The organism is Nocardia sp. NPDC055050 (assembly GCF_053608345.1).
On sequence record NZ_JBSGVG010000004.1, the window covers coordinates 66,619 to 92,996 of the forward strand.

Here is a 26,378-nt window from a genome sequence, read left to right on the forward strand (position 1 = left end):
GGATGGACATAGACGATCACCGCATGGGGAGCGCCGAGCCCAGCCTCGTCCGCCCGTACTCCTTGACTGCCGGCCGCACCAGGCCGGCGGTCGAGTTGGCGCTGGAGGCACTCGTCGCATCGCATCCGGTCGCCATGGAGCGGCAGTACGAACTGAACAACCTCGAAACGTCCATCGTGGAGTTGTGCAGGCAATCGCCGTCCGTTGCCGAGATAGCTGCCCAGCTGTACATCCCGATCGGGGTGGCCCGGGTACTCGTAGCCGATCTGATCGAGGCCGGCCACGTCCGGGTTTCGGCAACTTTGAAAGACGATTCCAGCGACGATGAACGTCGCGAGCTGATCGAAAGGGTTCTCAGTGGACTCCGGCGTATTTGATTCGACGGCGCAGGTCGATACCCGCACGGCCAAGCCGACTTCGGCGAAGATTGTGGTCGCCGGCGGCTTCGGTGTGGGTAAGACCACGATGGTCGGCGCGGTGTCGGAGATCGTTCCGCTGCGCACCGAGGCGTTGGTCACCAACGCCAGTACCGGAATCGACAACCTGACCGGTATTCCGCAGAAGTCCACCACCACGGTGGCGATGGACTTCGGCCGTATCAGCCTCGCCGACGACCTGGTCCTGTACCTGTTCGGTACGCCGGGCCAGTACCGGTTCTGGTTCATGTGGGACGACCTGATCCGCGGCGCCATCGGCGCCGTGGTGCTGGTCGACACCCGCAGGCTCGAAGACAGCTTCGCCGCTGTCGACTACTTCGAGGCCCGCGGACTGCCGTTCCTGGTGGCGCTCAACGAGTTCGACGACGCGCCGAAGTACCCGCTCGAGGACATCCGCCAGGCCCTGGCGGTTCCCGCCGACGTGCCGATCATGTCGATCGACGCCCGTCGCCGGGAACCGGCCAAGCAGGCCCTGGTCGCCTTGACCGAGTACGCGCTGCGCAAGGTCATGCAGGGTTACTGAGCTCGAGTCTCTGCACTGATGGACGGGGCTGCTGCGATGAAGGCCGCAGCCCCGCTCTTCGTTCAGGACCAGGGTTTCAGGACTCCGGTTCGGGGTCTGGCCGGGTCCAGCCGAGGATCATCGCCGGTGCACAGCCGCCGGCCATGATCGTGGCCAGCATCATCAATCCGCCCGCGTAGGCGATGCGATAGGCGTCGGCCTCCGGTGAGAACGCGCTGCCGAAGATCAGGTACGCCAACGGCGCCATGGTCAGCGACTGGGTGAGCGCGAGTCCCGCCGAGCGGGCCTTGTTGCGCTCGGAGATCTCCAGTTCGTCGAGCATCTGGTCGGGTGCGTGATCCTGGCCGCCCGAAGCGATCCGCAACATCGTCCAGCTCGGCAGGAACACCAGTGCCGACACGAGCGCGACTCCTGGCGCCCCGAACAGGTCGAGCGCGCGCATCACTCCGGCGACCGCGATCCCGAGCAGCGCGATCGTCACGATCACCACGAGAATCCGCCGTCGACGCAGCGACCGCCAGCTCTTCAGCATCCCCGCTGTCCGTTGTTCCTGCACGAGCCAGCGCCGGACCCGATAGTTCTGGTAGCGGTCGATGAGCGTGGTGGTCATGGCGTCTCGCCTTTCGTGCGTGGGTAGAGCTCGGCCGACAACGGCCCGAATTCCTTGCGGGAGAACACGACTTCGATCGGTAGCGCGAACACATCGCAGATGCGCATCGCCAGATCGAGACTCGGATAGTGATCGCCACGCTCGAGCGCGCCGATCGTCTGGACATTCACGTTGACGGCCTCGGCAAGCGCCGCCCGGCTCATCCGATGCTCCGCGCGCAACACCGCGATGCGATTGAAGATCGGCAGGGTTTCCCCTCGTCTGACTGGGCTCACCTAATGAAGTGTTGTAAAAACACAACATATTGTCAAGATGTCCCAATGCTCTGCTGCGATCTCGTGACTGTGGCCGAACCTGTCCGGCTACGCTCGGAGCGTGCGGATGTCGGCGGATGACTTACTCGGCCAGTTGCTCGACGCGGGCTCTTTCGTGAGCTGGGACCGGGCGCCGATCGAGCCCGCCGTGTCACCGCGGTATCGCCAGGACCTCATCGCGGCGGCCGATCGGGCGGGGACCGATGAGGCGGTGCTGACGGGGGAGGGGTTGTTGCGCGGGCGGCGAGTGGCCGTGATCGCCTGTGAGTTCGCGTTTCTGGCCGGATCGATCGGGGTGGCAGCGGCCGAGCGGATCGTGTGTGCCGTCGAGCGCGCCACCGAATTCGGGCTGCCGCTGATCGCCTCGCCGACCTCCGGCGGCACGCGGATGCAGGAGGGGACAGTCGCTTTCGTGCAGATGGTGAAGATCGCGGGTGCGGTGGCCGTGCACAAGTCGGCGGGGCATCCGTATCTGGTGTATCTGCGTGATCCGACGATGGGTGGGGTGTTCGCATCGTGGGGGTCGCTGGGGCACATCACCTTCGCCGCGCCCGGCGCGCTCATCGGGTTTCTGGGTCCTCGCGTGTACGAAGCCTTGTACGGCAGGCCGTTTCCGCCCGGCGTGCAGACGGCGGAGAACCTCTATCGCAACGGTGTGATCGACGGTGTGGTGACGGTGGAGGTGTTCCGGCGGATCGCGCACCGGGCGATGAGCGTCGCCGCAGGCGCTGTCGTTCCGATGACCACCGAGCCGGGTTGGGCTGCGCCGGTGCGTAGTCCGTCGACCCCGTCGAATCCGGCTGCCGGCGCCTGGGATTCGGTGCTCAGTTCGCGGCGGCCCGGCCGGCCGGGCATTCGGGACCTGCTTCGCCATACGACACAACGGGTTCCGCTCAGCGGAACCGGCCGTGGTGAATCCGATCGCACTGTCCTGCTCGCCCTCACCCGGTTCGCCGGTCAACCGTGTGTCGTGTTCGGGCACGACCGATCCGGTCAGGAGGGCGAGCACACCATGGGCCCGGCCGCCCTGCGCGAGGCGCGGCGCGCGATGGTCCTGGCGCGGGAACTGCGGTTGCCGCTGGTGCTGGTCATCGACACCGTCGGCGCCGCCCTGTCCAAGGAGGCCGAGGAACGCGGGCTCGCCCCCGAAATCGCCCGCTGTTTGGCCGATCTCGTCACCCTCGACACCCCGACCGTCTCCGTGCTGCTCGGCCAGGGCACCGGCGGTGGCGCGCTCGCGCTGTTGCCCGCCGACCGGGTGCTCGCCGCCAGGCACGGCTGGCTGGCTCCGCTGCCGCCGGAAGGGGCGAGCGCCATCGTCTTCCGCGATATCGCGCACGCACCGGAAATGGCTGCCGCGCAAGGCATCAGATCGGCTGATCTGCTCGAAGACGGTGTGGTGGACCGGATCGTCGAGGAGTACCCCGATGCCGCCGACGAACCGGTGGCCTTCGCCCGTCGCACGGTCCTGGCGATCGCCGCCGAACTGGCGGCGCTGCGCACCTACGAGCCCGCCGAACTGCGAACGCTGAGGCAGCGCCGATACCGGCGAATCGGACTGGCCGGAGCTGTGTACTGAATCGCGGGCAATCCCCTGACCAGCGCCCCGCTTCTCGGTACGGGGAAACACGCGACGCGCCGTCGTTGACGCCGCACCCAACCACTTCTACCTTCGAGAGGGTGACCTTCCGCAGCGAGAGCAGCCCTGTCCCCACCATCGTGCTCAATGACGGGAACGTGATCCCACAGCTCGGCTTCGGTGTGTTCCAGGTGCCCGCGGAAGACGTCACCGGGGTGGTGGCCGAGGCGTTGAAGGTCGGCTACCGCAGTATCGACACGGCCGCGGTCTACGGCAACGAGGAAGGCGTAGGCCGCGCCATCCGTGAATCGGGGATCCCCCGCGACGAACTCTTCATCACCACCAAGCTGTGGAACGCCGACCAGGGCTACGACAGCACCCTGCGCGCCTTCGATACCAGCATGGGGCGCCTCGGCCTGGATTATCTGGACCTGTATCTGATCCACTGGCCGGTTCCGTCGGCTGGCCGCTACGTCGACACGTTCCGCGCGTTCCAGGCGCTGAAGTCGCAGGGCCGGATCGGCTCGATCGGTGTCTCCAACTTCCGGGTGATCGATCTGGAGACCCTGATCGCCGACGCGGGCGAGATCCCGACGGTGAACCAGATCGAACTGCATCCCACGCTGTCCCAGCGTGACCTGCGGCAATACGACGCCAATCACGCGATCGCCACCGAAGCGTGGAGCCCGCTGGGGCAGGGCACGCTGCTCGGCAACCCCACCATCGTCGACATCGCCGAGCAGCTCGACCGCACCCCGGCGCAGGTGATCATCCGGTGGCACCTGCAGCTGGGCAATATCGTCATCCCGAAGTCGGTCACGCCGTCGCGGATCTCCGAGAATTTCGATGTGTTCACCTTCGAACTCGACGCCGAGGCGATGGAGTCGATCAGCCGCCTCGACTCGGGCAAGCGGGTCGGCGCCGATCCGTCGACGTTCAGTGCCGGTCTGGACTGAGCCCGAGGAAACCGGTCAGCTCACGGGCTGCCGCCCGGCCCGCCCGATTGGCGCCGATCGTGCTGGCCGAGGGCCCGTAGCCGATCAGATGGATGCGCGGGTCGACGGCCACCTGCGTCGCCAACCGCCCGGTCATGGTGATCCCGCCGCCGGGTCCGCGCAGCCGCAAGGGCGCAAGATGATCCAGTGAGCTGCGGAAACCGGTTGCCCACAGAATCACATCGGCGGCCTGGAAACTGCCGTCGGCCCAGCGCACGCCGGTGGGCTCGATCCGCTCGAACATCGGCAGCCGTCGCAGCGCACCCCGCTCGCGGGCGGCGCGCAAACGGTCGTCGAGCGGTAGTCCCGTCACCGAGACGACCGACCCCGGCGGCAGACCCGCCCGGACGCGGTCCTCCACCAGTGCCACCGCGTCGCGTCCGTCCTGCTCGGCGAACGGCGTTTCGCGCCAGCGCGGCTCCGACCTGGTGACCCATGTGGTGGAGGTCACGAGCGAGATTTCGTCGAGTAACTGCACCGCCGAGATGCCCCCGCCGACGACGACGACATGTTTGCCCGCGAACCCGTCGGCCGTGCGGTAGTCGCGGGTGTGCAACTGGCGGCCCGCGAAGGTGTCGGCGCCCGGATATCGGGGGATGAACGGGTGCTCCCAGGTGCCGGTGCCGTTGATCAGACCTCGCGTGCGAAGAGTGCCCGCGCCCTCGGTTTCGACCTGCAATACCTCGCCTCGGCCCGCGCAGCTCTGCCCGTCGGCGGTCCGATCGCAGACGACTTTTACCGTCACCTGCCGTTGAACCTGCAGGTCGAAGCGCTTTTCGTAGAGTTCGTAGTAGTGCGGCACCGCGCTGGCGGCTCGCGCCGACTCCGATCCCGCCGGCAGTGTCTCGGCGAAGGACATCCCCGGCAGGTCGTGCACCCGGTTCACGGTGGTCAGAGTCAGCGACGGCCACCGGAACTGCCAGGCGCCACCGGGGCCGGGTGCGTGGTCGACGATGCGGAAATCGCGTTCGGGCACCAGCCCGAGCTTGCGCAGGTGATAACCGGCGGAAAGCCCTGCCTGACCCGCGCCGATCACCAGGATGCCGAAATCCGTCCTCGCCACAGCCGTCGATGCTATCGCCTTGCCGGGCGTTGTCGGCGGGCTGTGGCAGAGTGTGAACATCCACGAAATCTGGGAGATTCTGGGGAGGATGCATGCTCGGCGTGACCCGCGATGGTGACGTGATCACCATCGAATTGCAGCGCGAGGAACGGCGCAACGCGCTCAACGAGGACCTGGTCGGGCAACTGCGCGCCGCGATGCTCGACGCGGTGGCGCAGGGTGCGCGTGCCATCGTGCTCACCGGCCGCGGGCCGATCTTCAGCGCGGGCGCCGATCTGTCGGGGGTGTACTCCGAGTCGTTCCTGAGCGGCCTGCTCGACATGCTGCACACGATCGAATCCGTGCCGGTTCCGGTGATCTCGGCGATCAACGGTGGTGCGCTCGGTGCGGGCGTGCAGCTGGCGCTGGCCTCGGATCTGCGGGTGATCGAGCCCGACGCCTACATCGCGGTGCCCGCGGCCAAGCTCGGCATCTCGGTCGATCGCTGGACGGTGTCGCGGCTGGCGGCCCTGATCGGTGGCGGCCCGGCCCGAACGATCCTGCTCGGCGCCGAATCCGTCTCCGCCGCAGACGCTTACGCCTACGGCTTCGCCAACAAGCTCGGCACGCTCGCCGACGCCAAGGACTGGGCCAAGTCCATCGCCGCGCTGGCGCCGCTGTCGCTGCAGGCCATGAAACTGATGCTCAACGACGACGGCACCGGCGATCCGGCGAGCGCGCAGCAGGAAGCCGCGCTGGCAGCCGCGTGGAGCAGCGACGACGCGAAAGAGGGCCGCCTGGCCCGGCAGGAGAAGCGCCCGGCGAAGTTCGTGGGGCGCTGATGCGGATCACACGTCTGGCAGGTTCGCTGGCGAGTACCTTCGGTCTCGCCTGGATGGCCCGCGCGGTGTGGGGCCTGCCCACTTCGATCGGTGCGGGCCCCTCGGCGATCGCGCCGACCGCGATCGGCAAGTCCTCCTATCGCGACGGCCGTTTCCACAACACCGAGCCGAGCTCGATGCTCGCCGCCGGTGCCGCGCCGTCGCTGATCTGGTCGGGACTCACCAAGGGACGTATCGGCCGCCCTGCCAATCCCGTCCCGCTGGTCACCCCCGCGGTTCCCGAGCAGGCCGCCGAGCTCGCGGTGACCTGGTACGGGCACGCCAGCGCCCTGGTGGAACTCGACGGTTACCGAGTGCTGGCCGACCCGGTGTGGAGTGAACGGGTTTCCCCGTCCCCGGTGGTCGGCCCCGCCCGCCTGCATCCTGTCCCCGGCGAGCTGGCGCAGGTGCCGCAGGTCGACGCCGTGATCATCTCCCACGATCACTACGACCACCTCGACAAGGCCACCGTCGACGAACTCGTCCGCACCCAGCTCGCGCCGTTCGTCGTACCCACCGGCATCGGCGCGCACCTGCGGCAGTGGGGCGTGCCCGAATACCGGATCATCGAGCTCGACTGGGGTGGCTCGGTCTCGCTCGGTCGCGATGCCGACGACCGTGGCCTCACCATCACCTGCGCCGAGGCCAGGCACTTCTCCGGCCGCGGGCTCGTCCGCAACACCACGCTGTGGGCGTCGTGGGCGCTGTCCGGCCCGACCAAGCGGGTCTACTTCGGCGGCGACACCGGCTACACCAAGGCGTTTTCCCAGGCCGGTGCGGTGCTCGGCCCCTTCGATCTCACGCTGCTGCCCATCGGCGCGTACGACGAGCGCTGGACCGATGTGCACATGAATCCCGAAGAGGCGGTGCGTGCCCACGCCGACCTGTGCCTCGGCGACGCAGGTTACGGCCTGCTGGTCCCGATCCACTGGGCAACGTTCAACCTGGCCTTCCACGGCTGGTCCGAACCCGTCCGGCGCCTGGTGTCGGCGGCCGCGGATGCGGGTACTCCGGTGGTAGTGCCCAAGCCGGGCCAGAGGGTGGTTCCGAATGACCTCCCACCACGGGATTCGTGGTGGGAAGATGTGGAATGACCCTCCTCGCGAAAGGAACATCGGCAGATGAGTCTCGTGGATACCTTGAAGGGCTTGCTCGGTAAGGGCAAGGTTGCGGTCGAACAGAACGCGGACAAGATCAATGAGGCGGTCGACAAGGCCGGCACCTTCATCGATGACAAGACCAAGGGCAAGTACAGCGACAAGATCGAGAAGGGCAAGGACGCGGCCAAGAAGGTCGTGCCCCCGCAGGCAGGCCCCGGCACTGCCCCCGGCGGCCCCGCTCCGACAGATCCGGGACCCAAGGCCTGATTCGGTGCGCGGGGACCGGTAGAAGGTCCCCGCCGTCCGATCGCGTCGATGGTCCGCCGGGAATTTCGGGGCGCGCCGGGTGAACCGGACATCGAGGTTGAGCTCAGCAACCTCGACAAGGTGCTGTACCCGGAGACCGGCACGACGAAAGGCGAAGTGATCGCCTACTATTCGGCGATCACCGAGGCGGCACTACCCCATCTCGCCGGCCGTCCGGTCACCAGGAAAAGATGGCCGAACGGGGTCGACCATGCCGATTTCTTCGAGAAGAACCTGCCCGAGCACGCGCCCGCGTGGATCCACCGGTCCGCGATCGAGCATTCCAGCCGCCGGGTGGTGTACCCGCTGATCGATTCCGAGGCCGGGATGGCCTGGCTCGCGCAGCAGGCGGCACTGGAAATCCATGTGCCGCAATGGCGTTTCGACGCGGACGAGCGCGGCCCGGCCACCAGGATCGTGTTCGATCTCGACCCCGGCTCCGGCGCGGGTCTGGCGGACTGCGCGCTAGTGGCGCTCGCGGTGCGCGACATGGTCGCTGACATCGGCATGCGGGCATTCCCGGTCACCAGTGGTAGCAAGGGGATTCACGTCTATGTGCCGCTGGATCGGCCGCTGAGTTCGGGTGGCGCGTCCACTGTCGCCAAGCAGGTGGCCACCAATCTTGAAGCGCTGCACCCGGATCTGGTGACGGCGACCATGGCGAAGGCGGCCCGCAAGGGCAAGGTGTTCCTGGACTGGAGTCAGAACAACGCCGCCAAGACCACCATCGCCCCCTATTCGCTGCGCGGTCGCGCCGAGCCGAATGCCGCCGCCCCGCGCACCTGGGCCGAGATCGAGGACTCGGACACGCTGCGTCAGTTACGTTTCGACGAGGTGCTTGCCCGCTGGAAGGCCGACGGCGACCTGCTGGCCGAACTCGATCCGCCGCTTCCCGCCGACCCCGAGGCCGGCCGGCCTACTGCCCGCCGCGATTCCCTCACCAAATACCGCAGCATGCGCGACGCGCAGCGGACGCCCGAGCCCGTCCCAGAGGCGACCCCCGAGCCCGGACCCGGCAATCGCTTCGTCATCCAGGAACATCACGCCCGCCGCCTGCACTGGGACGTGCGGCTCGAGCACGACGGCGTCCTCGCCTCCTGGGCGGTGCCCAAAGGTCCGCCGACCGAGCCGAAACACAATCGGCTGGCGGTGCGCACCGAGGATCATCCCCTCGAATACCTGCACTTCCACGGCACCATTCCCCAGGGCGAATATGGTGCGGGGGAGATGACGATCTGGGATTCGGGCACCTACGTCACCGAGAAATGGCGCTCCGACGAGGTGATCGTCGAGCTCGACGGAGAGCGGGTGTCCGGCCGCTACGCCCTCATCCAGACCAAGGGCGACCAGTGGCTGATGCACTACATGCGCGACCAGACCCGTCGAGAGCCCTTGGTGGACACCGGTTTCCCGCGCGGACTGTCGCCCATGCTGGCCACCGCGGGCGAAATCGAATCGCTGACCCCCGTGGACTGGGGCTTCGAAACCAAGTGGGACGGTTTCCGGGTGATCGTCGAGATCCACGACGGCACCGTCACCGTCCGCAGCCGCGCCGGCAACACGGTGACCGCCCGCTATCCGCGCCTGGCCGCCCTCGGCGAGGAGCTGGCCGGGCATCAGGTGGTCCTGGACGGCGAAGCGGTGGTTCTCGACGACGCCGGGCTCTCGGATATCTCTGCGCTGCAAGCAGATTCGGCCCGGGCGGTGTTCATCGCCTTCGACGTGCTCTACCTCGACGGCACCTCGCTGCTGCGGAAGAAGTACACCGACCGCCGGGCGGTGCTCGAGGCGCTGGGCAGATTGTCGCCGTCGATGAATGTCACCGCGCTGCTGGAGGGTTCGGGCGCCGAGGCGATGAACGCCAGCCGCGCGCAGGGGCAGGAAGGGGTGGTGGCCAAGCGGCTGGAATCGGTGTATCAGCCGGGCAAACGCAGCCAGACCTGGCTCAAGCAGCGCAACTGGCGCTCGCGCGAAGTGGTGGTCGGCGGGTGGCGGCGCAGCGACAAACGGCCGTTCAAGTCGCTGCTGCTCGGCATGCCGCACGAAGACGGCCTCATCTACGTCGGGCGGGTGGGTACCGGATTCGGAGACGAACAGTCGCGTCGGATCGCGGCCGAGCTCGACGGACTGCGGCGCGAGACGTCCCCGTTCACCAACGAGATGACCGCCGACGAACGCCACGACGCGCAATGGGTTACCCCGAAGCTCACCGGCACCGTCCGCTTCCAGGCGTGGACCGATACCGGACGGCTCTGGCATCCCGTATGGGACGGTGTGACGAGCTCGCCATGATGATGCCCACCGTGAAAGCTGTGATGTTGCTACGGTAATCGCGTTGGACCCGGTATCGAATCAACAAGGAGTGCGCGGTGGATTTCAAGAACCTGGCGGGCAAGGCGATGGACCTGGCTGCCCAGCATGCGGACAAGGTCGACGGCGTGATCGACAAGGCGGGTGACGTGGTCGACGAGAAGACCGGCGGCAAGTTCAGCGGCCAGGTCGACTCCGCACAGGACGCAGCCAAGAACGCCATCCGCTGAATCTTCAGCGGCTGGCGCCGCGGGGGTTTTCGGCCCTGTGGGCCTCGAATCCGAGGGGCGATACTGAGTCTCTCAGCGGCTGGCGCCGCGGGGTTTTCGGCCCTGCGGGCCTCGAATCCGAGGGGCGATACTGCGCCTTCGGCGTTCCGTCTCGCCCCTCGGATCCGAGGCGGCCGAAAACCCGGTGCTGGGAGTTCGCCAGGTTGTCAGTTTCCGGTCATCAGGGCGGAGATCGTGTCGACATCGGTGACCAGGGCATTGCCCTGGAACGCGAAGTCGTCGTAGGCGCGCGCCATCGCTTCCTTGTCGCGACCGCCGCAGGCGTCACCGATCACCACGGGCACGAAACCCAGATCGGTGGAGTGGGTGACGGTGGGCGCGATGCCGATCTCGAGTGCGACGCCGGCGATGGCGTAGGAGCCGATCCGCAGATCGCGCAGGAGAGTAGCGAGGGGTGTGCCCTCGAAGGCCGACATCGACATCTTGTCGAAGACCAACTCGTCTTCGCGCGGCACCAGCTCGGGCACCAGCTCGAACGAGGGCGTGTCGCGTTGCAGAATGAAGGCCACGTCGTCGACGGATTCGGCGTTCTGCCAGCTCATCAGCAGCCGCATCCCGTACACCCCGGTCAGTCGCCGTGGCGGGAAGAAGTGCCGGAGGAAGATCACCGGATAGCCGCCGCGCCGGGCGGCTTCGACCACCCGCACGACGCGTTCGGTGATCTCCTGGCCGTCGGGCAGCTGGCCGAGAACCCCGACCTGCATGTCGTAGACGATCAGCGCCATCCGGTCGGGCGCGCACAGATCGCCGAGGCTATCGGGAATGTCGAGTCCGTTTCCTTGTCGCACCGACGCCAGTGTAGGCGCCGGTGCGAGGGAGGAATCGAACTGTGGCGCAGACTATTTGGTCTGCTGGGCCCACTGCGTGGTACCTGCCGGCGCCTGGAGGGTGTTGATCAGATCCATGCCCGCGATGACCAGCGCGGGTCCACCGACGATGATCGTGCCGATGATGCCGCCGACGCTGGCGCCGGTGACGAAGCCCGGAATCGCGCCGACACCGGGGATGAGGACACCGCCGACGATCAGGCCGATCACCGCGCCGAGACCCATGCCGACGAAGCTGCCGACGGCGGTGGCCAGGCCGAAGGTGGACGCGAAGTTCGCCTGTGCCGCATAGTTTTCGGCGGGTGAGGCGACCGGCGTGAGGTTGGGCTTGGCCGCGGCGACGTCCTTCACCGCGGTCAGCTCGAGTACGTGGCCGTCGTCGCGAACCGCGTGCGGCAGCGGGTACTCGAACTTGCCGTCGCGGACCGAGAGTGGCATCGACACCAGGGTGGCGCCTGCTTCGTCGCGGATCTCGACCGTGCCGCCGGTGACGGCGAAGGTGCCGTGGGTGAGGGTGGTGATGAGGGTGTTGCCGACGACCTCGGTGCGGTAATCGACATTCGGCGTCACCGGGTCGGCTCCGGCGACTCCGGATCCCACCAGTGCGGCGGCGAGCACCGGAACAGCGGCCGCGGCGATTTTGCGGATGATCATGTGAACATTTCCCATCTGGATCTCATCAGGTGTGAGTTGCTCGAACAGGCGCCGTGATGATGACTTCCCCCCGAGAAAGTTTCGTGACCGGCGCGTGAAGCTGCCTAGCTCGATTTCTGTGAGGAACCATAGCTTGCACCAGGGTTTCGGGACAGTGAATTCGGGGTATTGCGCTCAGCCGATGATGGTGCTCAGCGCTACGGCGCCCGCGCAGACCACGACGACCACGCCGAGTGCGATGGCGTCGCGGCGGTGCGGCGCGCTCGGATGCGCGGTCAGCATGCCGGTGCCGCCACGGGCGGTGATCGCCTCGCCGAGTTCGCCTGCGCGCCGCGACGACACCGCCATGCACGCGGTGAGGATGTCGATGAGCGGGTTGTCGGCGGCGCGGTGCATCAGGTTGTCCTTGGGGCGCAGTCGGCGTGCGGCGCGCAGCACCCGGATCTCGTCGAACAGCAGTGGCAATCCGCGCAGGGTGAGCGCCACGACCACGGCCCATTCGTCGACCGGTAGTCGCAACTTGCGCAGCGGCGCGCCGAGTTTCGCGAGGGCGGGGGCGATCTCGCCCATCGGCGTGGTGAAGGCGATCAGGAACGAGGCGGCCACCAGGACCATTCCGAAGACGAAGATCTGCGTGTAGCCGAGCACCGCTTTCATTCCGATCGGCGCGTTGATCAGGCCGCCGAGCACGACGAGTCCCCAGAACCACCACGGCAGCCGGGGGATCGCGCCGAGTGGCAGCCGCGCGAGTATCCAGATCAGTACCAGGAAGGCCGTGATCACGCCGAGCACCGGCCAGGTCGGCAGGAACATCAGCAGCAGGCTGATCAGGAACGCGGCGATCATCTTCGTGCCTGCCCACAGGCGGTGCACGACACTGTCGACCGGGACTTCACGCAGCAGCACTGTGCTCATGGGGTCGTGCCTTTCGGTGCGCTGGTGTGTGCCGTCGCGCCCTCGTCGCCGCGGCGGCCGAGGGGCAGGCCGGCCACGAAGGCCGGCTTCTCCAGTGCGCGTTCGGTTCTCGGGATCGCGTGACCGTCGGCCGAGACCACCACACCGTCGTCCAGGTGCACCGTGCGGTCGCAGACCATCGCCATCTCGGCGACATCGTGCGAGATGATGATCAACGTCAGCCCCGAATCCCGCAGCCGGGCGAGCAGTTCCACGATCTCGGCGCGCCCCTGTGGATCCAGGCCCGCCAGCGGTTCGTCGAGGACGACAACCTGCGGCCGGCTCGCCACCATCGCGGCGAGCACCACCCGCTTGGCCTGTCCGCCGCTGAGTTCCTCCACCGAACGGGCGGCGAGGCGGCGGTCGAGCCCCACCGCGTCCAGCGCTTGCCCGACTGCACCGGACCCGGTGGCCCGCCCGCCCCAGTCGGCGATCTCCGCGCCGACTGTCTGCTTCTGTAGTTGCAAGCGGGAATGCTGGAAGGCCAGCGCCACCCCGCCGACCTGTTTGTCGACCGCGGTGCCGCGCAGTTCGCAGCGTCCCGAGCTCGGCGCGATCAGTCCCGCGATGATCCAGGCGAGCGTTGATTTGCCCGATCCGTTGCCGCCGACGATCAGCAGCGCCTCGCCCTTGCGGACCGACAGGTCGACACCGTGCAGGGCCGGTGCTTCCCACGGCGTGCCGCGGTTGTAGGTGTGGCGCACGTCGGCGAGTTCGAGGACGGAGGCGCCCATCGGCCTGCGGCGCTGGTCGCGGGCCGGATGGGGCCAGCTCGCGAGGTGGTCGACCATCCGGCCGTCGGCGAGGTGGATCACCCGGTCGGCGGCGGTCGCGTCGGCTTCGTGGTGGGTCACCAGGACCACGGCGGTGCCGTGCCGGCGCGGGAGCTCGGCCAGGAGGGCGACGAGCTCGCGACGGCCGTCGGGGTCGATCATCGAGGTGGCTTCGTCGGCGATGAGCAGCGCCGGGCGGCGCGCGAGCGCGGCGGCCACGGCGAGACGCTGTTGCTGGCCGCCGGAGAGGGTGGCGGTTTCGCGGGCGCCCATGTCGGCGAGGCCGACCTCGGCGAGGAGCGCGTCGACGTCGACCTCGGCGGCCGACTCCGCCGAGAGCCCCCACACCACATCGTCGGCGACCGAGACGCCGAGAGTCTGGCTCTCGGGTCGCTGCAGGACCAGTGCTGTCCCGCCGAGTGCGCCCAAGCCTGCCGAACCCGGACGGTCCACCGCACCCGTGGTCGGCGGCCTGCCCGCCAGGACCCGGGTCAGGGTCGACTTGCCGGAGCCGTTGTGGCCGACGACGGCGACGAACTCGCCCGGGCGGATGGTGAGGTCGATGTCGGCCAGTGCGTCGACATTCGTGCCCTCGTATCGGTAGCCGACGCCGTGCAGGGATACCGGCAGCGGCCCGACCGGCCGATCGTCGAGCGGCGCGTCGAGTCGATCGCTGCCCGGCAACCACGCCAGGCGATCGAGTACCGCCCCGAGCACGAACCAGGAGATCACCGTGCTCACCAGCACGCCGAGCGCCACCGTGCCGCCGACGTAGATCCACCACCAGCGCAGCACCACGTCGACGGCTTCGGCGGCCATCCGGCCGAGCGGCTCCAGCGCGGGCAACCGGCCCGCCAGATTCTCGATGCCCTTCGCGGTATTGCGGATCGCGTCGAAGAACAGGTCTCTGGTTCGTGAGAAGAGCAGCAGACTGCCGACGGAGAACAGCCCCCAGCCCACACCGGCGACGATTCCGAGCGCGAACACCGTGGGGAATCCGCCGCCCCGGCGCTTCACGGTCCCGATGATTCCCGCCAGGGTGGCCGCGCCCATGACGCCGAGCGCGGGCATCACGCCGGCCGCCACGAAGGTGACCAGCGTGGCTGCGATTGTGGCCGTGGCCAGTGCTCGTAACCGATACCGCTGGGCGAGCAGGCCCAACGGCACTGCTGCGACGAGCTGCAACGCGGCCGCCATGGGGACGAGTGAGCCGACGGTGATGAGGCCGACGGTGAGCCCGGCCATCACCGCGCCACTCGCCAGTTCGATCGGGCGCAGGGGACCGCTGGGCAGACCCGCGGGCTTGTCTCTCACGTGTCCAGTCTGCCAGGGGGTCGGGTGTGCGGGTGTGGGGCTGATGTGGAGGTTGTGTGGGGTTGTCGGCAGGCGTGTCGGCTATCGAAGCACGGGGGCGGCGTCGTCCTGGCGCACGGCGGCGACCTGTGGGCGTCGCCGGAACATGCTCGGCCGCAAGCGCGCGATCGCGACGCCGGTCAGGCACAGGACGCCGCCGAGGAGTGCGGTGGCGGTGGGGACCTCGGCGAGGAAGATCCAGGACATGACGATGGCGAGGGCGGGAACGGCGTAACTCGACGACGCGGTGACTCCCGCGGGGGTGTGGGCCAGGGCGTAGGCCCACAGCAGGAAGGCGAGGGCGGTCGAGACGACGCCCAGGTATACGACGCCGATGGTGGCGGAGAGCGGGGCTTGTGCCAGTTCCTGTGTCATTGCCGGTGCCCACGGCAGCAGGACGACGGCTCCGGCGACCGCGCCGAGGGCGGTCGCGGTCAGCGGGTCGGTGGACCGCAGCACCAGCTTCTGCGCCACCACGCTGATGCCGTAGAGCAGGGCGGCCGCCACCGCGAGCAGTACGCCGATGCGGTCGCGCTGTCCTGGTCCGGTGAACGCGATGATCGCGGCGCCGGTGAAGCTGACCGCGATGCCGACGACCAGCAGCGGCGGGAAGCCTTCGTTCAGGAACGACCCGGCCAATACGGCGACCACGATCGGCGCGATGTTCACCAGCAGGGCGGTGGTGCCCGCGTCGAGATGCTGTTCGGCGGCGTTCACCAGCACGGTGTAGAGCCCGAACCACAGCGCGCCGTAGGCCATCGTGAGCCACAGCGCCGTGCCGCGCGGCATCCGGCCGCCGCGAAACGCCAGCACCAGCACCAGCACGACGGCGCCGACGAGCAGCCGCCCGGATGCCATCGCCGCGGGCGATACGTAGGGCGCGATGCCGCGGATGATCACGAACGACGATGCCCAGGCGAGCATCACGGCGACCAGGGCGAGAGCGGGCAGGCGTGACTTCATTCCTCTACGGTGGACCCGTGAAGAGGTAAGCACAAGCGGGTATTCGCCATCTAATATTCAGTAGAACTGAATCGAGGAATTCGCATGATCGACACGCACCGCTTGATGATCTTCCGATCCGTGGTCGCGACCGGCTCGGTGGCCGCGGCGGCCTCGACGCTCGGTTACTCGCCGTCGGCGATCTCCCAGCACCTGACCGCACTCCAGCGCGAGACCGGCTTGCAGCTGCTGGAACGAGTCGGTCGCGGCGTGGTGCCGACCCCGGCGGGCCGGGTGATCGCGGGGGAGGCCGCCAAGGTGCTCGACGAGTTGACCGCGCTCGGGTCGACGGTGTCGGACCTGCGCGCGGGCAAGGCCACCCGGATCACGATCAACTCGTTCAGCTCGGCGGGCACCAACTGGATGCCCGACGTGGTCGCCACCCTCACCCACGAATTCCCTGACACCAGGGTTCGCCTGCGCATCGTCGACGAACTGGCCCCGGTGTCGGGCAACCGTCCCGATATCGCCCTCACGGTGCGCTTGGGCAAACCGGCGCAGATCACCGGCTACACCCACCGCGACCTGATGACCGAGCCCTACGTCGCCGTGGTCCCCGCCGACCACGAACTGGCGACACGTACCACCGTCGACGTCGCCGAACTCGAGCGATACCGCTGGATCGACAACGACACCAGCCACGGACCGTGCAGGCAGGCGATGCTGAACGCCTGCGCCGCAGCGGGTTTCACGCCTCGGTTCGTGGTGGAGACCACCGACTACCCGTCCGCCCTGCGATTCGTGGCGCGCGGTGTCGGCATCACCGTCGTTCCCCGTCTCGGCGCCACGGACCTGCCGCCCGGTTCGCGCGCGCTGGAGCTGACCAACCCGACGCCGCGCCGCACGATCTGCGCGCACATCAAGGACTCCGAGTCGTGCAACCCGGTCGTCACCCGGACGATGGAGTTGCTGCGGGTGGCCGCGGGCTTGCCGGGCGGTCAGTCGGGTGGGGGCTCGGACAGCCAGCCGCCCATCGCGACTGTCCGGAAATGAGTTGTCAGGCCGAAGTTCTCGTCGATGACATGCAGCGCGATAGCCGGGTCGGGTGCGTAGTCCATGACGCGGTGAGGTGGCGTCACTTCCCATTCGCCGCCGAGGACGGAAGCCGTACTGGGACAGGTGATCATGGGTTTGCCCGCGAAGATCGTCGCGATGGGGGCGTGGGCGTGGCCGGTGAGAATGCCGACGATGCGTGGATCGCCCGCCACCACCGCGGCCAGCCGGCCGGGATCGGCGAGCGCGATGACATCGACCACGGGACTGAACACGTGCTTGGGCGGATGGTGCAGGGCCACCAGGATCGGCCCGTCCGGCGCCTCGGCGAGCGTCGCGCGCAGCCAGTCGAAGGTGTCCTCGCCCAGCAGGCCCGCGGGTTCACCGGGGATGCTCGAGTCGAGCATGACGACGGTGAGCGGCCCGACGCGGTGGACGCTGTTGACGGGAGTGGTCGAGGCGGGCTCGCCCAGCAGTGCGGTGCGGAAGTTCGCGCGGTCGTCGTGGTTGCCGGGCAGCAGGTACACGGGGATGTCCGCTTGCAGGGCAAGGCGTGCTTGCGCGTACTGCTCCGGCGTGCCGGAGTCGGTGATGTCGCCGGTCACCAGGATGACGTCGGGCCTGCGTGGCAGGTCCGCCAGGTAGCCCATCACCGCCTCCACCCGTTCGGTGTTGCGCGCGCTGAGGTCGAAGTGGGTATCGCTGAGCTGAGCCGCCAGGATCATCGGCAGTCGCTTTCTTCTCTGGGATCGCTCCGTTGCGTCAGAGTGCGCCGGTATGACTCATCGGCACCTCTCCAGGCTAGATGACCTGCGTTTATTCGTCTTCATGAGCCGTGCCACGGACCGAAACCCACGAGGTGGTCTGTGTCACCGCTCACCCGGGTGATTTCGCGGTTCGGGTGCGGTCGGCGAGCAGCTGTAGTACGCGCAGGAAAGTGTGGCGATCGGCGGCGGGTAGGTCGGCCAGTAGTCGCTTTTCCTGTTCCTGGATGTCGTGCTGGGCGCGGTCGCGCAGCTTCGCGCCGTCGGCGGTGAGCCGGATCAGGTTGACGCGCCGGTCGGCCGGATCGGGGTCGCGCAGGATCAGGCCGCGCTGCTGGAGGTCGTCGAGGACCGGGATGATCCGGGTCTTGTCCGCCCGGATCGTCTTGGCGAGCGCGGCCTGGGTGTGGACGGGCCCTTCGTCGAGTCCGAGCAGTACCACGTAGGCCCACATGGTGAGCCCGTGCCGGTCGAGGACGGGTCGCTCCGCCTCCGTCAGCGCACGGCCGAGCGGGACGAGCATGGCCGCGAGATCCGGCCGGGTCGCTTTCGGCATGGTCGAAATCTACCGCCGGACGGGTCGGTCGATGACCCTTGGCAGATCATAAGCATGAGCGTACGGTCAGCATATGCGTACTATCTCTGAGGAAGATCGACTTCTCCTGGTCCGGCACGAGCGTGCGGTGCGGCTGAGTATCGACGCGGTCGAGGCGGCGTCCGATTCCGCACTGTCGACCGAAACACCCTGTGCCGGTTGGGATCTGCGCGCTCTGCTGGACCACATGGGCACCCAGAACCGTGGTTTCGCCGCCGCCGCTCGCGGTGCGAACGACCCGGCGGTCTGGGCGGTGCGCCCCGCGATCGATCCGATCGGCGACTACATCCGGTCCGCCCACGACGTCGTCGCGGCCTTCGCCGCCTGCCAGGCCCGCACCCTGCATCTCCCCGAAATCCCACCGGGCGAGTTCCCGGTCGCGACCGCCCTCGGCTTCCATCTCATCGACAGCGTCGTCCATGCCTGGGATGTCGCCCGGTCGGTAGGCCGAGCGATCGACCTGGACCCCGACCTGGCCCCGACCGCTCTGCGGATCGCCGAAGCGGTCCCCACCGGCACGGCTCGCCATCGCCCCGGCGCCGCGTTCGGCCCCGCGCTCGAGGTCGCGGACACGACGGCAACTCTGGACCGCATCTTGCGCGTTCTCGGCCGTGCGCCCGAGTGGCTGCCGAGCCGGGCGTGAGGGTGTCAGCCGGAAATCAGTTGTGCGGCGGTGTGGAGAAGCCGGGCGCTCTCGTCCGGGTCGGACGTGAACGGCTCCCAGAAATCGGGGCCGGGGGTGGCTTCCAGATCGAGCAGCGGTGGGGTGAGCCAGTCGGCGTCGAGGCCGAGTCGCCAGGAGTGCAGGTGGGTGCGGGGTAGCGCGGCGGTGCGGTCGAACAGCGGGTCGCCCAGGATCGGGTGGCCGATCCAGGCCAGCTGCACGCGGATCTGATGGCGGCGCCCGGTCACCGGCCGCAGGGCGAGCAGTGCGTGCTCGCCGTGCCGGGCGACCGTGCTGAACAAGGTGCGCGACGGATAGTTCTTCGCGGGCAGCAGATCCGCCTCGTCGACGAACCACCGGTCACCCTCGCGCTGGATCGCCTCCCGTGGCGCCGCGATCCGCACCCGGTTCTTGCGCCCCACGCTCAACGGAAGATCGATCTCACCGCCATCGGGCAGGTCGGCGCCCGACACGATCGCCAGATACGCCTTACGCGCGGTCTGATTGTTGAACTGCCTGGTCAGCGGTCCGTGCGCGGCCAGATCGGTAGCCAGTAGGACCAGTCCCGAAGTCACCTTGTCGATCCGGTGCACCGGATACAACTGCGTTCCCGCCGCCTGTGCCAACTCCACCAGATCGGTGTCGTGTCGCTCCCCGGTCACCGAGATCCCCGACGGTTTGTTCAACGCGAGCACCGCGTCATCGGCGAACACGGTGTACTCCTCGCGCACGCTGTGCCAATCCAAGTCCACTACAACACCCTAGGCAACGGTGTGCCGGCGCCGCTCGACGGCTGGTCAGCGGGCCGCCGCGCGGGAGCTGTGCACCTCGAAGCTGTGCACGTCGCGATCATGCCTGCCGCAGGCGGTGGGGGCGTAGGCGGTTGAAACCGCGAACACGGACGCTGCGCAGGTGGCGGATGGCGAATTCGGGGTGGTCGTCGAGGGCCGAGGCCGCGGCGTCGTCGATGAGGATGTTGCCCGGCCGGGCGACGCCGGTCAGGCGGGCGGCGATATTGACCACCGAGCCGTAGAGGTCGCCGAAGCGTTGCAGCACCTCGCCGTAGGCGAACGCCACGCGCAGTTCCGGCGTGCCACCGACGAGCATGGTCGACTCCTGGATGGCCAGCGCGATGCGGGCGGCGGCGGCCGCGGTCTCGGCGGCGAACATCACCTCGTCGCCGACGTTCTTGATCACCCAGCCGCCGTTGTCGGTGATCGCCGAGGTGGTGGTCGATTCGAAAGCTTCGAGGAGCGTGGACAATTCGTCGGGGTGCAGGTGCCTGGTGAGCCGGGTGAAGCCGACCATGTCGGCGAATCCCACCGCCAGCGTCCGCATCGAACCTTCGCCCTGCGCCTCGCTCGACCTGGCGACCGCGGCCGCCAGGTGCCTGCGCCACACGTACGACTGCAACTGGTCGATGCTCGCCATGGTGGATTCCGTTGCGGCACTGATCCGTTCCGTCAGCGGGATCGCGGGATCGGCCGCGGCGACGCGCGCCTTGATCTCGGCCAGCACCAGGTCGGCCTGCCACTCCGCCAGCCGCGCCATGCCCTGGCCGATCGTCCGCGCGGCCGCGGCCTGTTGCCGAATATCGGACGAGGCAACAACTTTCATACTCCGAAAGTTGGTGACCGCGGTGATATCGGTCTGCGTGAAGTCGACCTCGTCGTCCTCATTGGCCGGAAAACCCAGCGCCGTCCAGAGCCGCCGCGACTCCGACTCCGGCACCCCCGACTGCTCGGCCACCTGCGTGCGCGTATATCGACGCGGCCCACCGAGCAGCGCTTCCTCGATACTGCGCTGCACCAATTCGGTCATCTCGGGCTCCGACATACTCAGACTCTACGACTGCGCCGCGCGAGTGACAGGCATCCTCGTCTCCACATTGGCAACGTTCATAAATCCGGGCCGGTGACACCTGGCACAACGCCGTCCTGCCTGGTAACCCGTGACCTGGTCGCTTACCTGCCGGTGCGCAACGGATGGCGTAAGTGCGTACTTGTCCGCCTGCGGACCCGAATCGACACTCGGTCCAGGCGGGTTGTCCGATCGACCTCGCGGACAGGAGTGGACATGATCAAGAAATCGGTGACGGTGCTGGGCGCCGGGTCGATGGGCAGCGCGCTGGCCACCGCCTTCCTCGCCGCGGGCTACCGCACCCAGGTCTGGAACCGCAGCCACGAACGAACGACGTCCCTGGTGGACGCGGGCGCGACCGCGCACGCCGACATCGCCGATGCCGTCGCCGCGAGCCCGGTGATCATCTCCTGCCTCACCACCTTCGCCGCTACCCGCGAGAGCCTGCTCGGCGTCGACGCGCTGGCGGGCCGCGACCTCATCACCCTGAACAGCGGAACACCCGGTCGGGCAAGGGAATTCGCGCGCTTCGCGCATTGCTCAGGTGCAGGCTTTCTCGGCGGTGCGATCAAGAATGTACCTGCGGCCGTAGGTGATCCGCAGACGCTGCTGTATTTCGGTGGCGATCGCGACGTGTTCGACAAGCACGCCGCTACCCTGCGGATACTGGGTGGCGATCTCGAATTCCTCGGTGCCGAACCGGATCTGGCCGCGCTCTACGAATCCGCCGTCGGCGCGACCCTGCTCCCCGCGCTGCTCGGCTTCCTCGAAGGCGCGGCGGTATTGGCCTCGCGCGGACTGGCCGCGTCGACGATGGTGCCCTATTCGGTGAAGTGGTTGCAGATGATCGAGTCGCTGCTCCCGGTGCTGGCGGGCGAGATCGACGACAGGGACTACACCCGCCTCGGCTCCTCGGTCGAGCTGTTCCACACCGCCGTCGCCGACGATGTGCGGCTCGGCGCCGAAACGGGCGTCGACCTGTCCTGGCACGCCCCGATGCACGAGCTACTGGACCGCGCGGTCACCGCGGGGCACGGCGCGCAGAGCATCACCGCGGTGATCGAGCTGTTGAAGACGCGTCAGCGCAGCACGCTGTAGGTGGCCGACAGGGTGAAGCCGTGCTCGCCGACCTCGCAGCTCACCGTCCCCTGATACCCGACGCCGCAGGTGGTGTTCTCCCGCGTGATCCGGTGACCTTCGGGGAGCACCCTCGCCGCCAGGTGGGTGAAGATCGGGCTGTCGGCGTCGACGAAGTGCGCCGCTTCGAGGATCCCGACCCGGAGCTGGTCGGTGCCCGCGGGCGCGTCGATCGGGACCGCGTCACACCCGGCCGGGCCGTTGTTCCAGTAGATGGCGCAGTGCCGTCCGTCGGGCGTGGTGAAGAAGACGGTGCCCGCGTATTCGGGTTCGGGAACCTGGTAGTCGACGGGGTCTACCGGCGTGTAATCACCGAGCCCCGACTGTGCGGCGGCCGGTCCCGCGGCCAGGAAACCGGCGGCCAGCGCGGCCCCGGACAGAACGGTGAGTGCGGATCGGATCAACATGGACGTCCTCCCTCGACTTGTTGTACCCGGTATTTCGCCGCCCCGACGCACCTCGTTAACCAACCGAACAATTCCCTTCGCATGATGCGATGCACGCGTACCCGCCGCTACCTTCTACGCTGGCTGCCATGTCGTCACCCGCTCTCGGCGAGTTCCTTCGCACCCGGCGCGCCCGCATCCAACCCGCCGCCGTCGGACTGAGCGAATACGGTCGCCGCAGGATGGTCGGATTGCGTCGCGAGGAAGTGGCACAGCTGGCCGGCATGAGTGTGGATTACTACACCCGGTTGGAGCGGGGGCGCGATGAGGATTACCCCGATTCGGTGCTCGACTCCGTTGCCCGCGCCCTGCGTCTCGACGCCGCCGAGCGCGACCACTTCTACACGCTGGTCCGTCCCGCCGACCCCGACTACAACTACGCCCCGACCGTTCGCCCCGGCACCCGGCAGTTGCTCCACTCGATCACGACGCCCGCGTTCGTGCTCGGGCGCCACATGGAAGTGCTGGCCTGGAACGACATGGGCGACAAGATCTTCGGCTTCGACGCGGTCACCGACCCCGAACGCAACCTGGCTCGCTTCACGGTGCTGAACCCCGCGGCGGGCGTGTTCTATCCCGACTGGGAACCGGTTGCCGCGGAGACCGCCGCCTATCTCCGTCGCCAGGTGGACCGCTGCCCGCGCGATCGCAGGCTGACCTCGCTCATCGACGAACTCACCGCCGCCAACCCGGTGTTCCACCGCATCTGGTCGATCCACACCCCGGCAGGCAATACGCACGGCGACAGGCTGATCCAGCATCCGTTGGTCGGCCGGATCGAATTCGGTTACGAGACATTGGCTTTGCCGGGCGATCTGGATCAGCTGCTGGTGGTGTACACCGTGCACCCGGATTCGGCGGCAAGCCAGGCGGTCGTCGCGTTGTGTACGCGGGAACTGGTCGGCGCCAGCTGACCGGGCAGTTCACACCGGGGTTGGAACCGCTTGCTCGCGAATGAGACGCTCGAAGCATGACGATCGAGGAAGTAACCGACTACGTGACCGGCCTCGGCGGAGTGCTGGTGCTGCGGCCGACCGAGGGGAGTGAGGCTCCCGAGATCAGCTGGGGCGACACCTTCTTCTACTACGCCCCCGACGGCGTCGTTCCCGCCGGTCAGCCCTTCGCCACCATCGTGACCAAGGACTACCCCGGCGACGAGACATCCGACCTGAACCGCCCCGGCAGCTTCCGCGTCAATATCGCCGTGAGCAAGACGACCTTCGCCGCAGCGGCCGCCCCGACCGACGCGAGCATCGAGGACACCGTCGTCGCCCACCCCCTCTACGCGGCCGCGAACTGGCTCGCGGTGGTGAATCCGTCGACTGCCACCGAAGCGAGGGTTCGCGAGTTGTTGCGCGAGGCCCACGACCGGGCACACACCCGATCCGAGCGACGCGCGGCCGAATAGCCCGACTCGTCAGTCGCTCTTGGTTTGCTGGTGACATGGTCGCGACGGCCCGGTCGCATGGTCGCGGTTTATCCCCTCCGGCGCGGTACCTTTCAGATACCAACGAAAGGGGAGGTCATGTCAGTACATCTCCGGCCTGTGCGTTCGCTGTCCAGCGCCAGGCTCGGACCCGTCGAATTGATCACCGGCGGATTGCTGTCGACAGCGGCGGCGCTGACGATGATCGGTCCCCTGATCGCCGCGCTGCTGATCCGCCGCAGCGGCGCGGGCCGAACCCACCCCAGCGCCCCCCTGATCCTGCTGACCCTCGCCATCGCCCTCGCGATCATCGTCGCCCTCACCATGTTCGCCATCGCTCGTCGTCGCCGACGTTCCGGTTCGTCCTAGCGACCTGCGGAAACCGGTGGGGCGTAACCGGATCGGTTATCCTGGTGGCGATCAGGGAGGCTGCTCATGCCCATCAAGTTTCGTCAGCGCAAATCCTTCGGACCGCTGAAGTTCAACTTCACCCAAGCGGGCCTGTCGTCCTGGGGGATCAAGATCGGCCCCTGGTCCTGGAACTCCCGCACCCGCAAGAACAGCGTCGACCTCCCCGGCCCCTTGAGCTGGCGCCAACGCTGATCGGGCACCGCCCGCGTTGCTGGTGCCCACCGGCCGAAAGCCGCCGTTCGACTTCGACCCGTATTACCCCCCACCGCAACGCTGTCCACGCACGGCGCGCGGAGGTCGATGGCTGGGTGCAGTCAGCATCGGGTCGCAACGCATCTCACCTCGTCAGTTCGGCGCGAAGGCGATCGAATGCTCGGTGTGTAGGGGCACGGTCGAGGAACGCGGTGATCTGGGCCGAGCAGTTCTCGACAGTGCCGGTGCTGGTGTCGAGTTCCAGGTCGTAGGCCCGGTGGGCGTGAACCGAGTGGATCTGGCCGGTCGCGGTGCCGACGCGGCGATCGCCCCGTTGCTGTTCTCGGCGTTGTAGTTCGTCGAGTGAACAGTGCACGCCGACGAAGACGACGTCGATGCCGTGCATGACCGTCAGACAGTCGCGCAGCCGCCACGGCTCGCTCAGGACGTGGTCCATGACGATGTCGTTGCCCGCCGAAGCCATCGCGGCGACGGCGCGGTGGAACCCCGCTCGGGTCCGTCGCAGGACATCGGAGAGTTCGGCGGTGTCGAGTTCACAGGTCCGTGTCGGTTTCGTCCAAGACAGGGTGGGGGAGCGTTCCCTAGGCTGGCCGCAGGCAGTTTCCGACGCTCGTATTCAGGAGGATTGTGATGGCACGCGAACTGGTTTACACGGGATTCATGTCGCTCGACGGCGTGGTGGACTCGCCCGGTGGGAAGGTCGAGGGGCATCGCAGTGGCGGGTGGGTGATGGAGACCGAGTTCGTGCCGGAGGCATATTCGCTCAAGGGTGAGGAACTCGCCGACACCACCGCGCTGATGTTCGGCCGCCGCAGCTACGAGGCGTTCGCCCCGATCTGGCGCGATTCCGAGGATCACGCCGCCTACAAGGAGCTGCCCAAATATGTTGTCTCCTCCTCGCTCACCGACGACGCGCTGATCGAGGGCTGGGGCGAGATCACCATTCTGCGCTCGACCGAGGACATCGAAAAGCTGAAGCAGACCGACGGCGGCCCGATCTACATCCACGGCAGTGCCGAACTGGCACAGCGACTGTCGGACGCCGACCTGATCGATCGATACAATCTGCTCGTGTTCCCGGTGCTGCTCGGCGCGGGCAAGAGCCTGTTCGGCCGGGCCGACCGACCCAAACAGCAGCTGCGCCTGCGCGACTCGGCGACATACTCCAACGGCGTCGCCAAGATGGTCTACGACGTGGTGCGCTGAGTGAGGTCCAGCGCGATCGCACCACTGGCACCCTCGCGCAGCTGCCCCGCCGTCCGGCCGACGAAGCGGCGCAGCGCGCGGGCGAGGTGGGGCTCGTCGTAATAGCCGAGCTTGTCGATGACATCGCCCGGCGTCTCGCCCGCGCTCAGCAGCACCGCCGCGGTGCGGGCCCGCTCGATCTGACGGACCGCGCCCTGGGTGAGGCCCGTCGCCGCCCGGAAGCGACGCTCGAGCGTGCGCTCGGTGATCGCGGGTGTCAGACCACGCAGCGTGTCGGCGACCAGGGCATCACGGACCACGACGCCCTGGCCGACCAGCCGCTCGACCAGCGCTTCCGCGTCGTCGACGCGCGGTGTCTCCCATCGGTCGCCGTCCAGCCAGAACCCGCGTGCGGTCACATCGGGCAGGACGATCCCACTGTCGACCAGGGTTGTCGCGGTCACCGCGCGCAGCGAGGTGCCGACGGCGAACTGGATTCCGACGAAGTCGGCCCCCTCGGGAACGGGTGCGGTGCTGGTGGCGACTTCCGGCCCGGTGACCGCCGCGAACGGCACACCCTGCTGCTCCCAGAACACCAATCCCCAGGTCTCGGTCGCCACGGATGTCATCTCCGCGACCTGCTCACTGCGGCAGGTCCACACCGACTCCACCCAGGGCGAGTCCGATAATCGGGTCTCGAACACCAATCCCACCATCGCGATCCTAATCGCGCG

32 protein-coding genes are annotated in these 26,378 nt (G+C 68.0%); 17 read left to right on the top strand and 15 right to left on the bottom strand.

Going from position 1 to position 26,378, the window contains the following annotated elements; genetic code table 11:
• Positions 1-2: 2 nt before the first annotated feature.
• Together ACWGCN_RS06270 and ACWGCN_RS06275 are read left to right on the top strand one after the other, a co-directional pair.
• Positions 3-377: a DUF742 domain-containing protein gene (locus ACWGCN_RS06270; RefSeq protein WP_056818578.1), complete on the top strand. Its 375-nt coding sequence runs from the start codon at positions 3-5 to the stop codon at positions 375-377.
• Positions 358-960 (top strand): GTP-binding protein, encoded by a 603-nt coding sequence (locus ACWGCN_RS06275; RefSeq protein ID WP_174551063.1) that lies wholly within the window; start codon positions 358-360, stop codon positions 958-960. Before ACWGCN_RS06270 ends, ACWGCN_RS06275 begins: the two co-directional genes overlap by 20 nt.
• Before the next feature lie 76 nt (positions 961-1,036).
• Here ACWGCN_RS06275 and ACWGCN_RS06280 read toward each other — a convergent pair whose 3' ends face one another.
• Positions 1,037-1,570 carry a hypothetical protein gene (locus ACWGCN_RS06280; RefSeq protein WP_378990481.1) on the bottom strand — a complete coding sequence of 178 codons (534 nt, stop codon included), beginning with the start codon at positions 1,568-1,570 and terminating at the stop codon, positions 1,037-1,039.
• On the bottom strand, positions 1,567-1,845 hold the full coding sequence (locus ACWGCN_RS06285; protein ID WP_364578900.1) for a helix-turn-helix transcriptional regulator: 279 nt from the start codon (positions 1,843-1,845) through the stop codon (positions 1,567-1,569). The genes ACWGCN_RS06280 and ACWGCN_RS06285 overlap by 4 nt, the downstream gene beginning before the upstream one ends.
• Positions 1,846-1,951: 106 nt before the next feature.
• On the opposite strand from ACWGCN_RS06285, the gene ACWGCN_RS06290 reads away from it, so the two are divergent.
• Both ACWGCN_RS06290 and ACWGCN_RS06295 read left to right on the top strand, forming a co-directional pair.
• A complete protein-coding gene (locus tag ACWGCN_RS06290; protein ID WP_452459817.1) occupies positions 1,952-3,463 on the top strand; it encodes a carboxyl transferase domain-containing protein in 1,512 nt (503 codons plus the stop codon).
• A gap of 101 nt (positions 3,464-3,564) precedes the next feature.
• Positions 3,565-4,419 (top strand): aldo/keto reductase, encoded by an 855-nt coding sequence (locus ACWGCN_RS06295; protein WP_378990478.1) that lies wholly within the window; start codon positions 3,565-3,567, stop codon positions 4,417-4,419.
• On the opposite strand, the gene ACWGCN_RS06300 is transcribed toward ACWGCN_RS06295, so the two are convergent.
• Complete coding sequence (locus ACWGCN_RS06300) at positions 4,400-5,581, bottom strand: NAD(P)-binding domain-containing protein (RefSeq protein ID WP_452459816.1); 1,182 nt, start codon at positions 5,579-5,581, stop codon at positions 4,400-4,402. The two genes, ACWGCN_RS06295 and ACWGCN_RS06300, sit on opposite strands and share 20 nt — an antisense overlap.
• A 32-nt stretch (positions 5,582-5,613) precedes the next feature.
• Between ACWGCN_RS06300 and ACWGCN_RS06305 the strand changes: the two genes are divergently transcribed.
• The 5 genes from ACWGCN_RS06305 to ACWGCN_RS06325 all read left to right on the top strand — a co-directional run bounded on the left by ACWGCN_RS06305 (position 5,614) and on the right by ACWGCN_RS06325 (position 10,327).
• Positions 5,614-6,342 carry an enoyl-CoA hydratase gene (locus ACWGCN_RS06305; protein ID WP_387446412.1) on the top strand — a complete coding sequence of 243 codons (729 nt, stop codon included), beginning with the start codon at positions 5,614-5,616 and terminating at the stop codon, positions 6,340-6,342.
• Positions 6,342-7,475: an MBL fold metallo-hydrolase gene (locus ACWGCN_RS06310; RefSeq protein ID WP_379316791.1), complete on the top strand. Its 1,134-nt coding sequence runs from the start codon at positions 6,342-6,344 to the stop codon at positions 7,473-7,475. The genes ACWGCN_RS06305 and ACWGCN_RS06310 overlap by 1 nt, the downstream gene beginning before the upstream one ends.
• Before the next feature lie 27 nt (positions 7,476-7,502).
• Entirely contained in the window at positions 7,503-7,748 is a 246-nt protein-coding gene (locus ACWGCN_RS06315) for an antitoxin (RefSeq protein WP_301904870.1), read from the top strand.
• Between the two features lie 48 nt (positions 7,749-7,796).
• A complete protein-coding gene (locus ACWGCN_RS06320; RefSeq protein ID WP_387446415.1) occupies positions 7,797-10,079 on the top strand; it encodes an ATP-dependent DNA ligase in 2,283 nt (760 codons plus the stop codon).
• 77 nt (positions 10,080-10,156) lie between these two features.
• Positions 10,157-10,327, top strand: coding sequence for an antitoxin (locus ACWGCN_RS06325; RefSeq protein ID WP_379318498.1), 171 nt, complete (start codon positions 10,157-10,159; stop codon positions 10,325-10,327).
• A 206-nt stretch (positions 10,328-10,533) separates the two neighbouring features.
• Here ACWGCN_RS06325 and ACWGCN_RS06330 read toward each other — a convergent pair whose 3' ends face one another.
• From ACWGCN_RS06330 to ACWGCN_RS06350, 5 genes are all read right to left on the bottom strand, one after another.
• Positions 10,534-11,175 (bottom strand): cysteine hydrolase family protein, encoded by a 642-nt coding sequence (locus tag ACWGCN_RS06330; RefSeq protein ID WP_379220223.1) that lies wholly within the window; start codon positions 11,173-11,175, stop codon positions 10,534-10,536.
• A gap of 51 nt (positions 11,176-11,226) precedes the next feature.
• Positions 11,227-11,883 (bottom strand): ammonium transporter, encoded by a 657-nt coding sequence (locus ACWGCN_RS06335; protein ID WP_452528977.1) that lies wholly within the window; start codon positions 11,881-11,883, stop codon positions 11,227-11,229.
• Between the two features lie 159 nt (positions 11,884-12,042).
• The gene (locus tag ACWGCN_RS06340) at positions 12,043-12,783 is read right to left on the bottom strand and encodes an energy-coupling factor transporter transmembrane component T family protein (RefSeq protein ID WP_378990470.1); all 741 of its coding nucleotides are present in this window, start codon (positions 12,781-12,783) and stop codon (positions 12,043-12,045) included.
• Entirely contained in the window at positions 12,780-14,909 is a 2,130-nt protein-coding gene (locus tag ACWGCN_RS06345; protein ID WP_452459278.1) for an ABC transporter ATP-binding protein, read from the bottom strand. The genes ACWGCN_RS06340 and ACWGCN_RS06345 overlap by 4 nt, the downstream gene beginning before the upstream one ends.
• Before the next feature lie 81 nt (positions 14,910-14,990).
• Positions 14,991-15,911, bottom strand: coding sequence for a DMT family transporter (locus tag ACWGCN_RS06350; protein ID WP_452459277.1), 921 nt, complete (start codon positions 15,909-15,911; stop codon positions 14,991-14,993).
• Positions 15,912-15,995: 84 nt separating this feature from the next.
• Between ACWGCN_RS06350 and ACWGCN_RS06355 the strand changes: the two genes are divergently transcribed.
• Positions 15,996-16,943, top strand: coding sequence for a LysR family transcriptional regulator (locus ACWGCN_RS06355; protein WP_378990464.1), 948 nt, complete (start codon positions 15,996-15,998; stop codon positions 16,941-16,943).
• Here ACWGCN_RS06355 and ACWGCN_RS06360 read toward each other — a convergent pair.
• Both ACWGCN_RS06360 and ACWGCN_RS06365 read right to left on the bottom strand, forming a co-directional pair.
• Positions 16,889-17,668 (bottom strand): phosphodiesterase, encoded by a 780-nt coding sequence (locus tag ACWGCN_RS06360; RefSeq protein ID WP_449968281.1) that lies wholly within the window; start codon positions 17,666-17,668, stop codon positions 16,889-16,891. The two genes, ACWGCN_RS06355 and ACWGCN_RS06360, sit on opposite strands and share 55 nt — an antisense overlap.
• A gap of 151 nt (positions 17,669-17,819) precedes the next feature.
• Entirely contained in the window at positions 17,820-18,263 is a 444-nt protein-coding gene (locus ACWGCN_RS06365) for a MarR family winged helix-turn-helix transcriptional regulator (protein ID WP_387446422.1), read from the bottom strand.
• 73 nt (positions 18,264-18,336) lie between these two features.
• Between ACWGCN_RS06365 and ACWGCN_RS06370 the strand changes: the two genes are divergently transcribed.
• Positions 18,337-18,945: a TIGR03086 family metal-binding protein gene (locus tag ACWGCN_RS06370; protein WP_452449960.1), complete on the top strand. Its 609-nt coding sequence runs from the start codon at positions 18,337-18,339 to the stop codon at positions 18,943-18,945.
• Positions 18,946-18,950: 5 nt separating this feature from the next.
• Here the strand turns inward: ACWGCN_RS06370 and ACWGCN_RS06375 are convergent, their stop codons facing one another.
• A complete protein-coding gene (locus ACWGCN_RS06375) occupies positions 18,951-19,718 on the bottom strand; it encodes an RluA family pseudouridine synthase (protein ID WP_452459276.1) in 768 nt (255 codons plus the stop codon).
• Positions 19,719-19,815: 97 nt separating this feature from the next.
• The gene (locus tag ACWGCN_RS06380) at positions 19,816-20,802 is read right to left on the bottom strand and encodes an adenylate/guanylate cyclase domain-containing protein (protein ID WP_379313137.1); all 987 of its coding nucleotides are present in this window, start codon (positions 20,800-20,802) and stop codon (positions 19,816-19,818) included.
• Between the two features lie 138 nt (positions 20,803-20,940).
• Here ACWGCN_RS06380 and ACWGCN_RS06385 point away from each other — a divergent pair, with 138 nt between their 5' ends.
• The gene (locus ACWGCN_RS06385) at positions 20,941-21,924 is read left to right on the top strand and encodes an NAD(P)-dependent oxidoreductase (protein ID WP_452528983.1); all 984 of its coding nucleotides are present in this window, start codon (positions 20,941-20,943) and stop codon (positions 21,922-21,924) included.
• On the opposite strand, the gene ACWGCN_RS06390 is transcribed toward ACWGCN_RS06385, so the two are convergent.
• A complete protein-coding gene (locus ACWGCN_RS06390) occupies positions 21,906-22,370 on the bottom strand; it encodes a hypothetical protein (RefSeq protein ID WP_452459274.1) in 465 nt (154 codons plus the stop codon). The two genes, ACWGCN_RS06385 and ACWGCN_RS06390, sit on opposite strands and share 19 nt — an antisense overlap.
• A gap of 128 nt (positions 22,371-22,498) precedes the next feature.
• On the opposite strand from ACWGCN_RS06390, the gene ACWGCN_RS06395 reads away from it, so the two are divergent.
• From ACWGCN_RS06395 to ACWGCN_RS06410, 4 genes are all read left to right on the top strand, one after another.
• The gene (locus ACWGCN_RS06395; RefSeq protein WP_452459273.1) at positions 22,499-23,323 is read left to right on the top strand and encodes a helix-turn-helix transcriptional regulator; all 825 of its coding nucleotides are present in this window, start codon (positions 22,499-22,501) and stop codon (positions 23,321-23,323) included.
• Positions 23,324-23,379: 56 nt separating this feature from the next.
• Positions 23,380-23,817, top strand: a complete 438-nt coding sequence (locus ACWGCN_RS06400) for a DUF6194 family protein (RefSeq protein WP_452459272.1) — start codon at positions 23,380-23,382, stop codon at positions 23,815-23,817.
• Between the two features lie 117 nt (positions 23,818-23,934).
• Positions 23,935-24,204 carry a hypothetical protein gene (locus ACWGCN_RS06405; RefSeq protein WP_452459271.1) on the top strand — a complete coding sequence of 90 codons (270 nt, stop codon included), beginning with the start codon at positions 23,935-23,937 and terminating at the stop codon, positions 24,202-24,204.
• 66 nt (positions 24,205-24,270) lie between these two features.
• On the top strand, positions 24,271-24,438 hold the full coding sequence (locus tag ACWGCN_RS06410) for a DUF4236 domain-containing protein (RefSeq protein ID WP_082843603.1): 168 nt from the start codon (positions 24,271-24,273) through the stop codon (positions 24,436-24,438).
• A gap of 145 nt (positions 24,439-24,583) precedes the next feature.
• Here the strand turns inward: ACWGCN_RS06410 and ACWGCN_RS06415 are convergent, their stop codons facing one another.
• Positions 24,584-25,075, bottom strand: a complete 492-nt coding sequence (locus ACWGCN_RS06415; protein ID WP_452528985.1) for a chloramphenicol phosphotransferase CPT family protein — start codon at positions 25,073-25,075, stop codon at positions 24,584-24,586.
• Positions 25,076-25,089: 14 nt separating this feature from the next.
• Here ACWGCN_RS06415 and ACWGCN_RS06420 point away from each other — a divergent pair, with 14 nt between their 5' ends.
• Complete coding sequence (locus ACWGCN_RS06420; RefSeq protein WP_378990454.1) at positions 25,090-25,665, top strand: dihydrofolate reductase family protein; 576 nt, start codon at positions 25,090-25,092, stop codon at positions 25,663-25,665.
• Here the strand turns inward: ACWGCN_RS06420 and ACWGCN_RS06425 are convergent.
• Positions 25,647-26,357 carry a helix-turn-helix domain-containing protein gene (locus ACWGCN_RS06425; protein WP_452459270.1) on the bottom strand — a complete coding sequence of 237 codons (711 nt, stop codon included), beginning with the start codon at positions 26,355-26,357 and terminating at the stop codon, positions 25,647-25,649. The genes ACWGCN_RS06420 and ACWGCN_RS06425 overlap by 19 nt on opposite strands.
• Between the last annotated feature and the right edge of the window lie 21 nt (positions 26,358-26,378).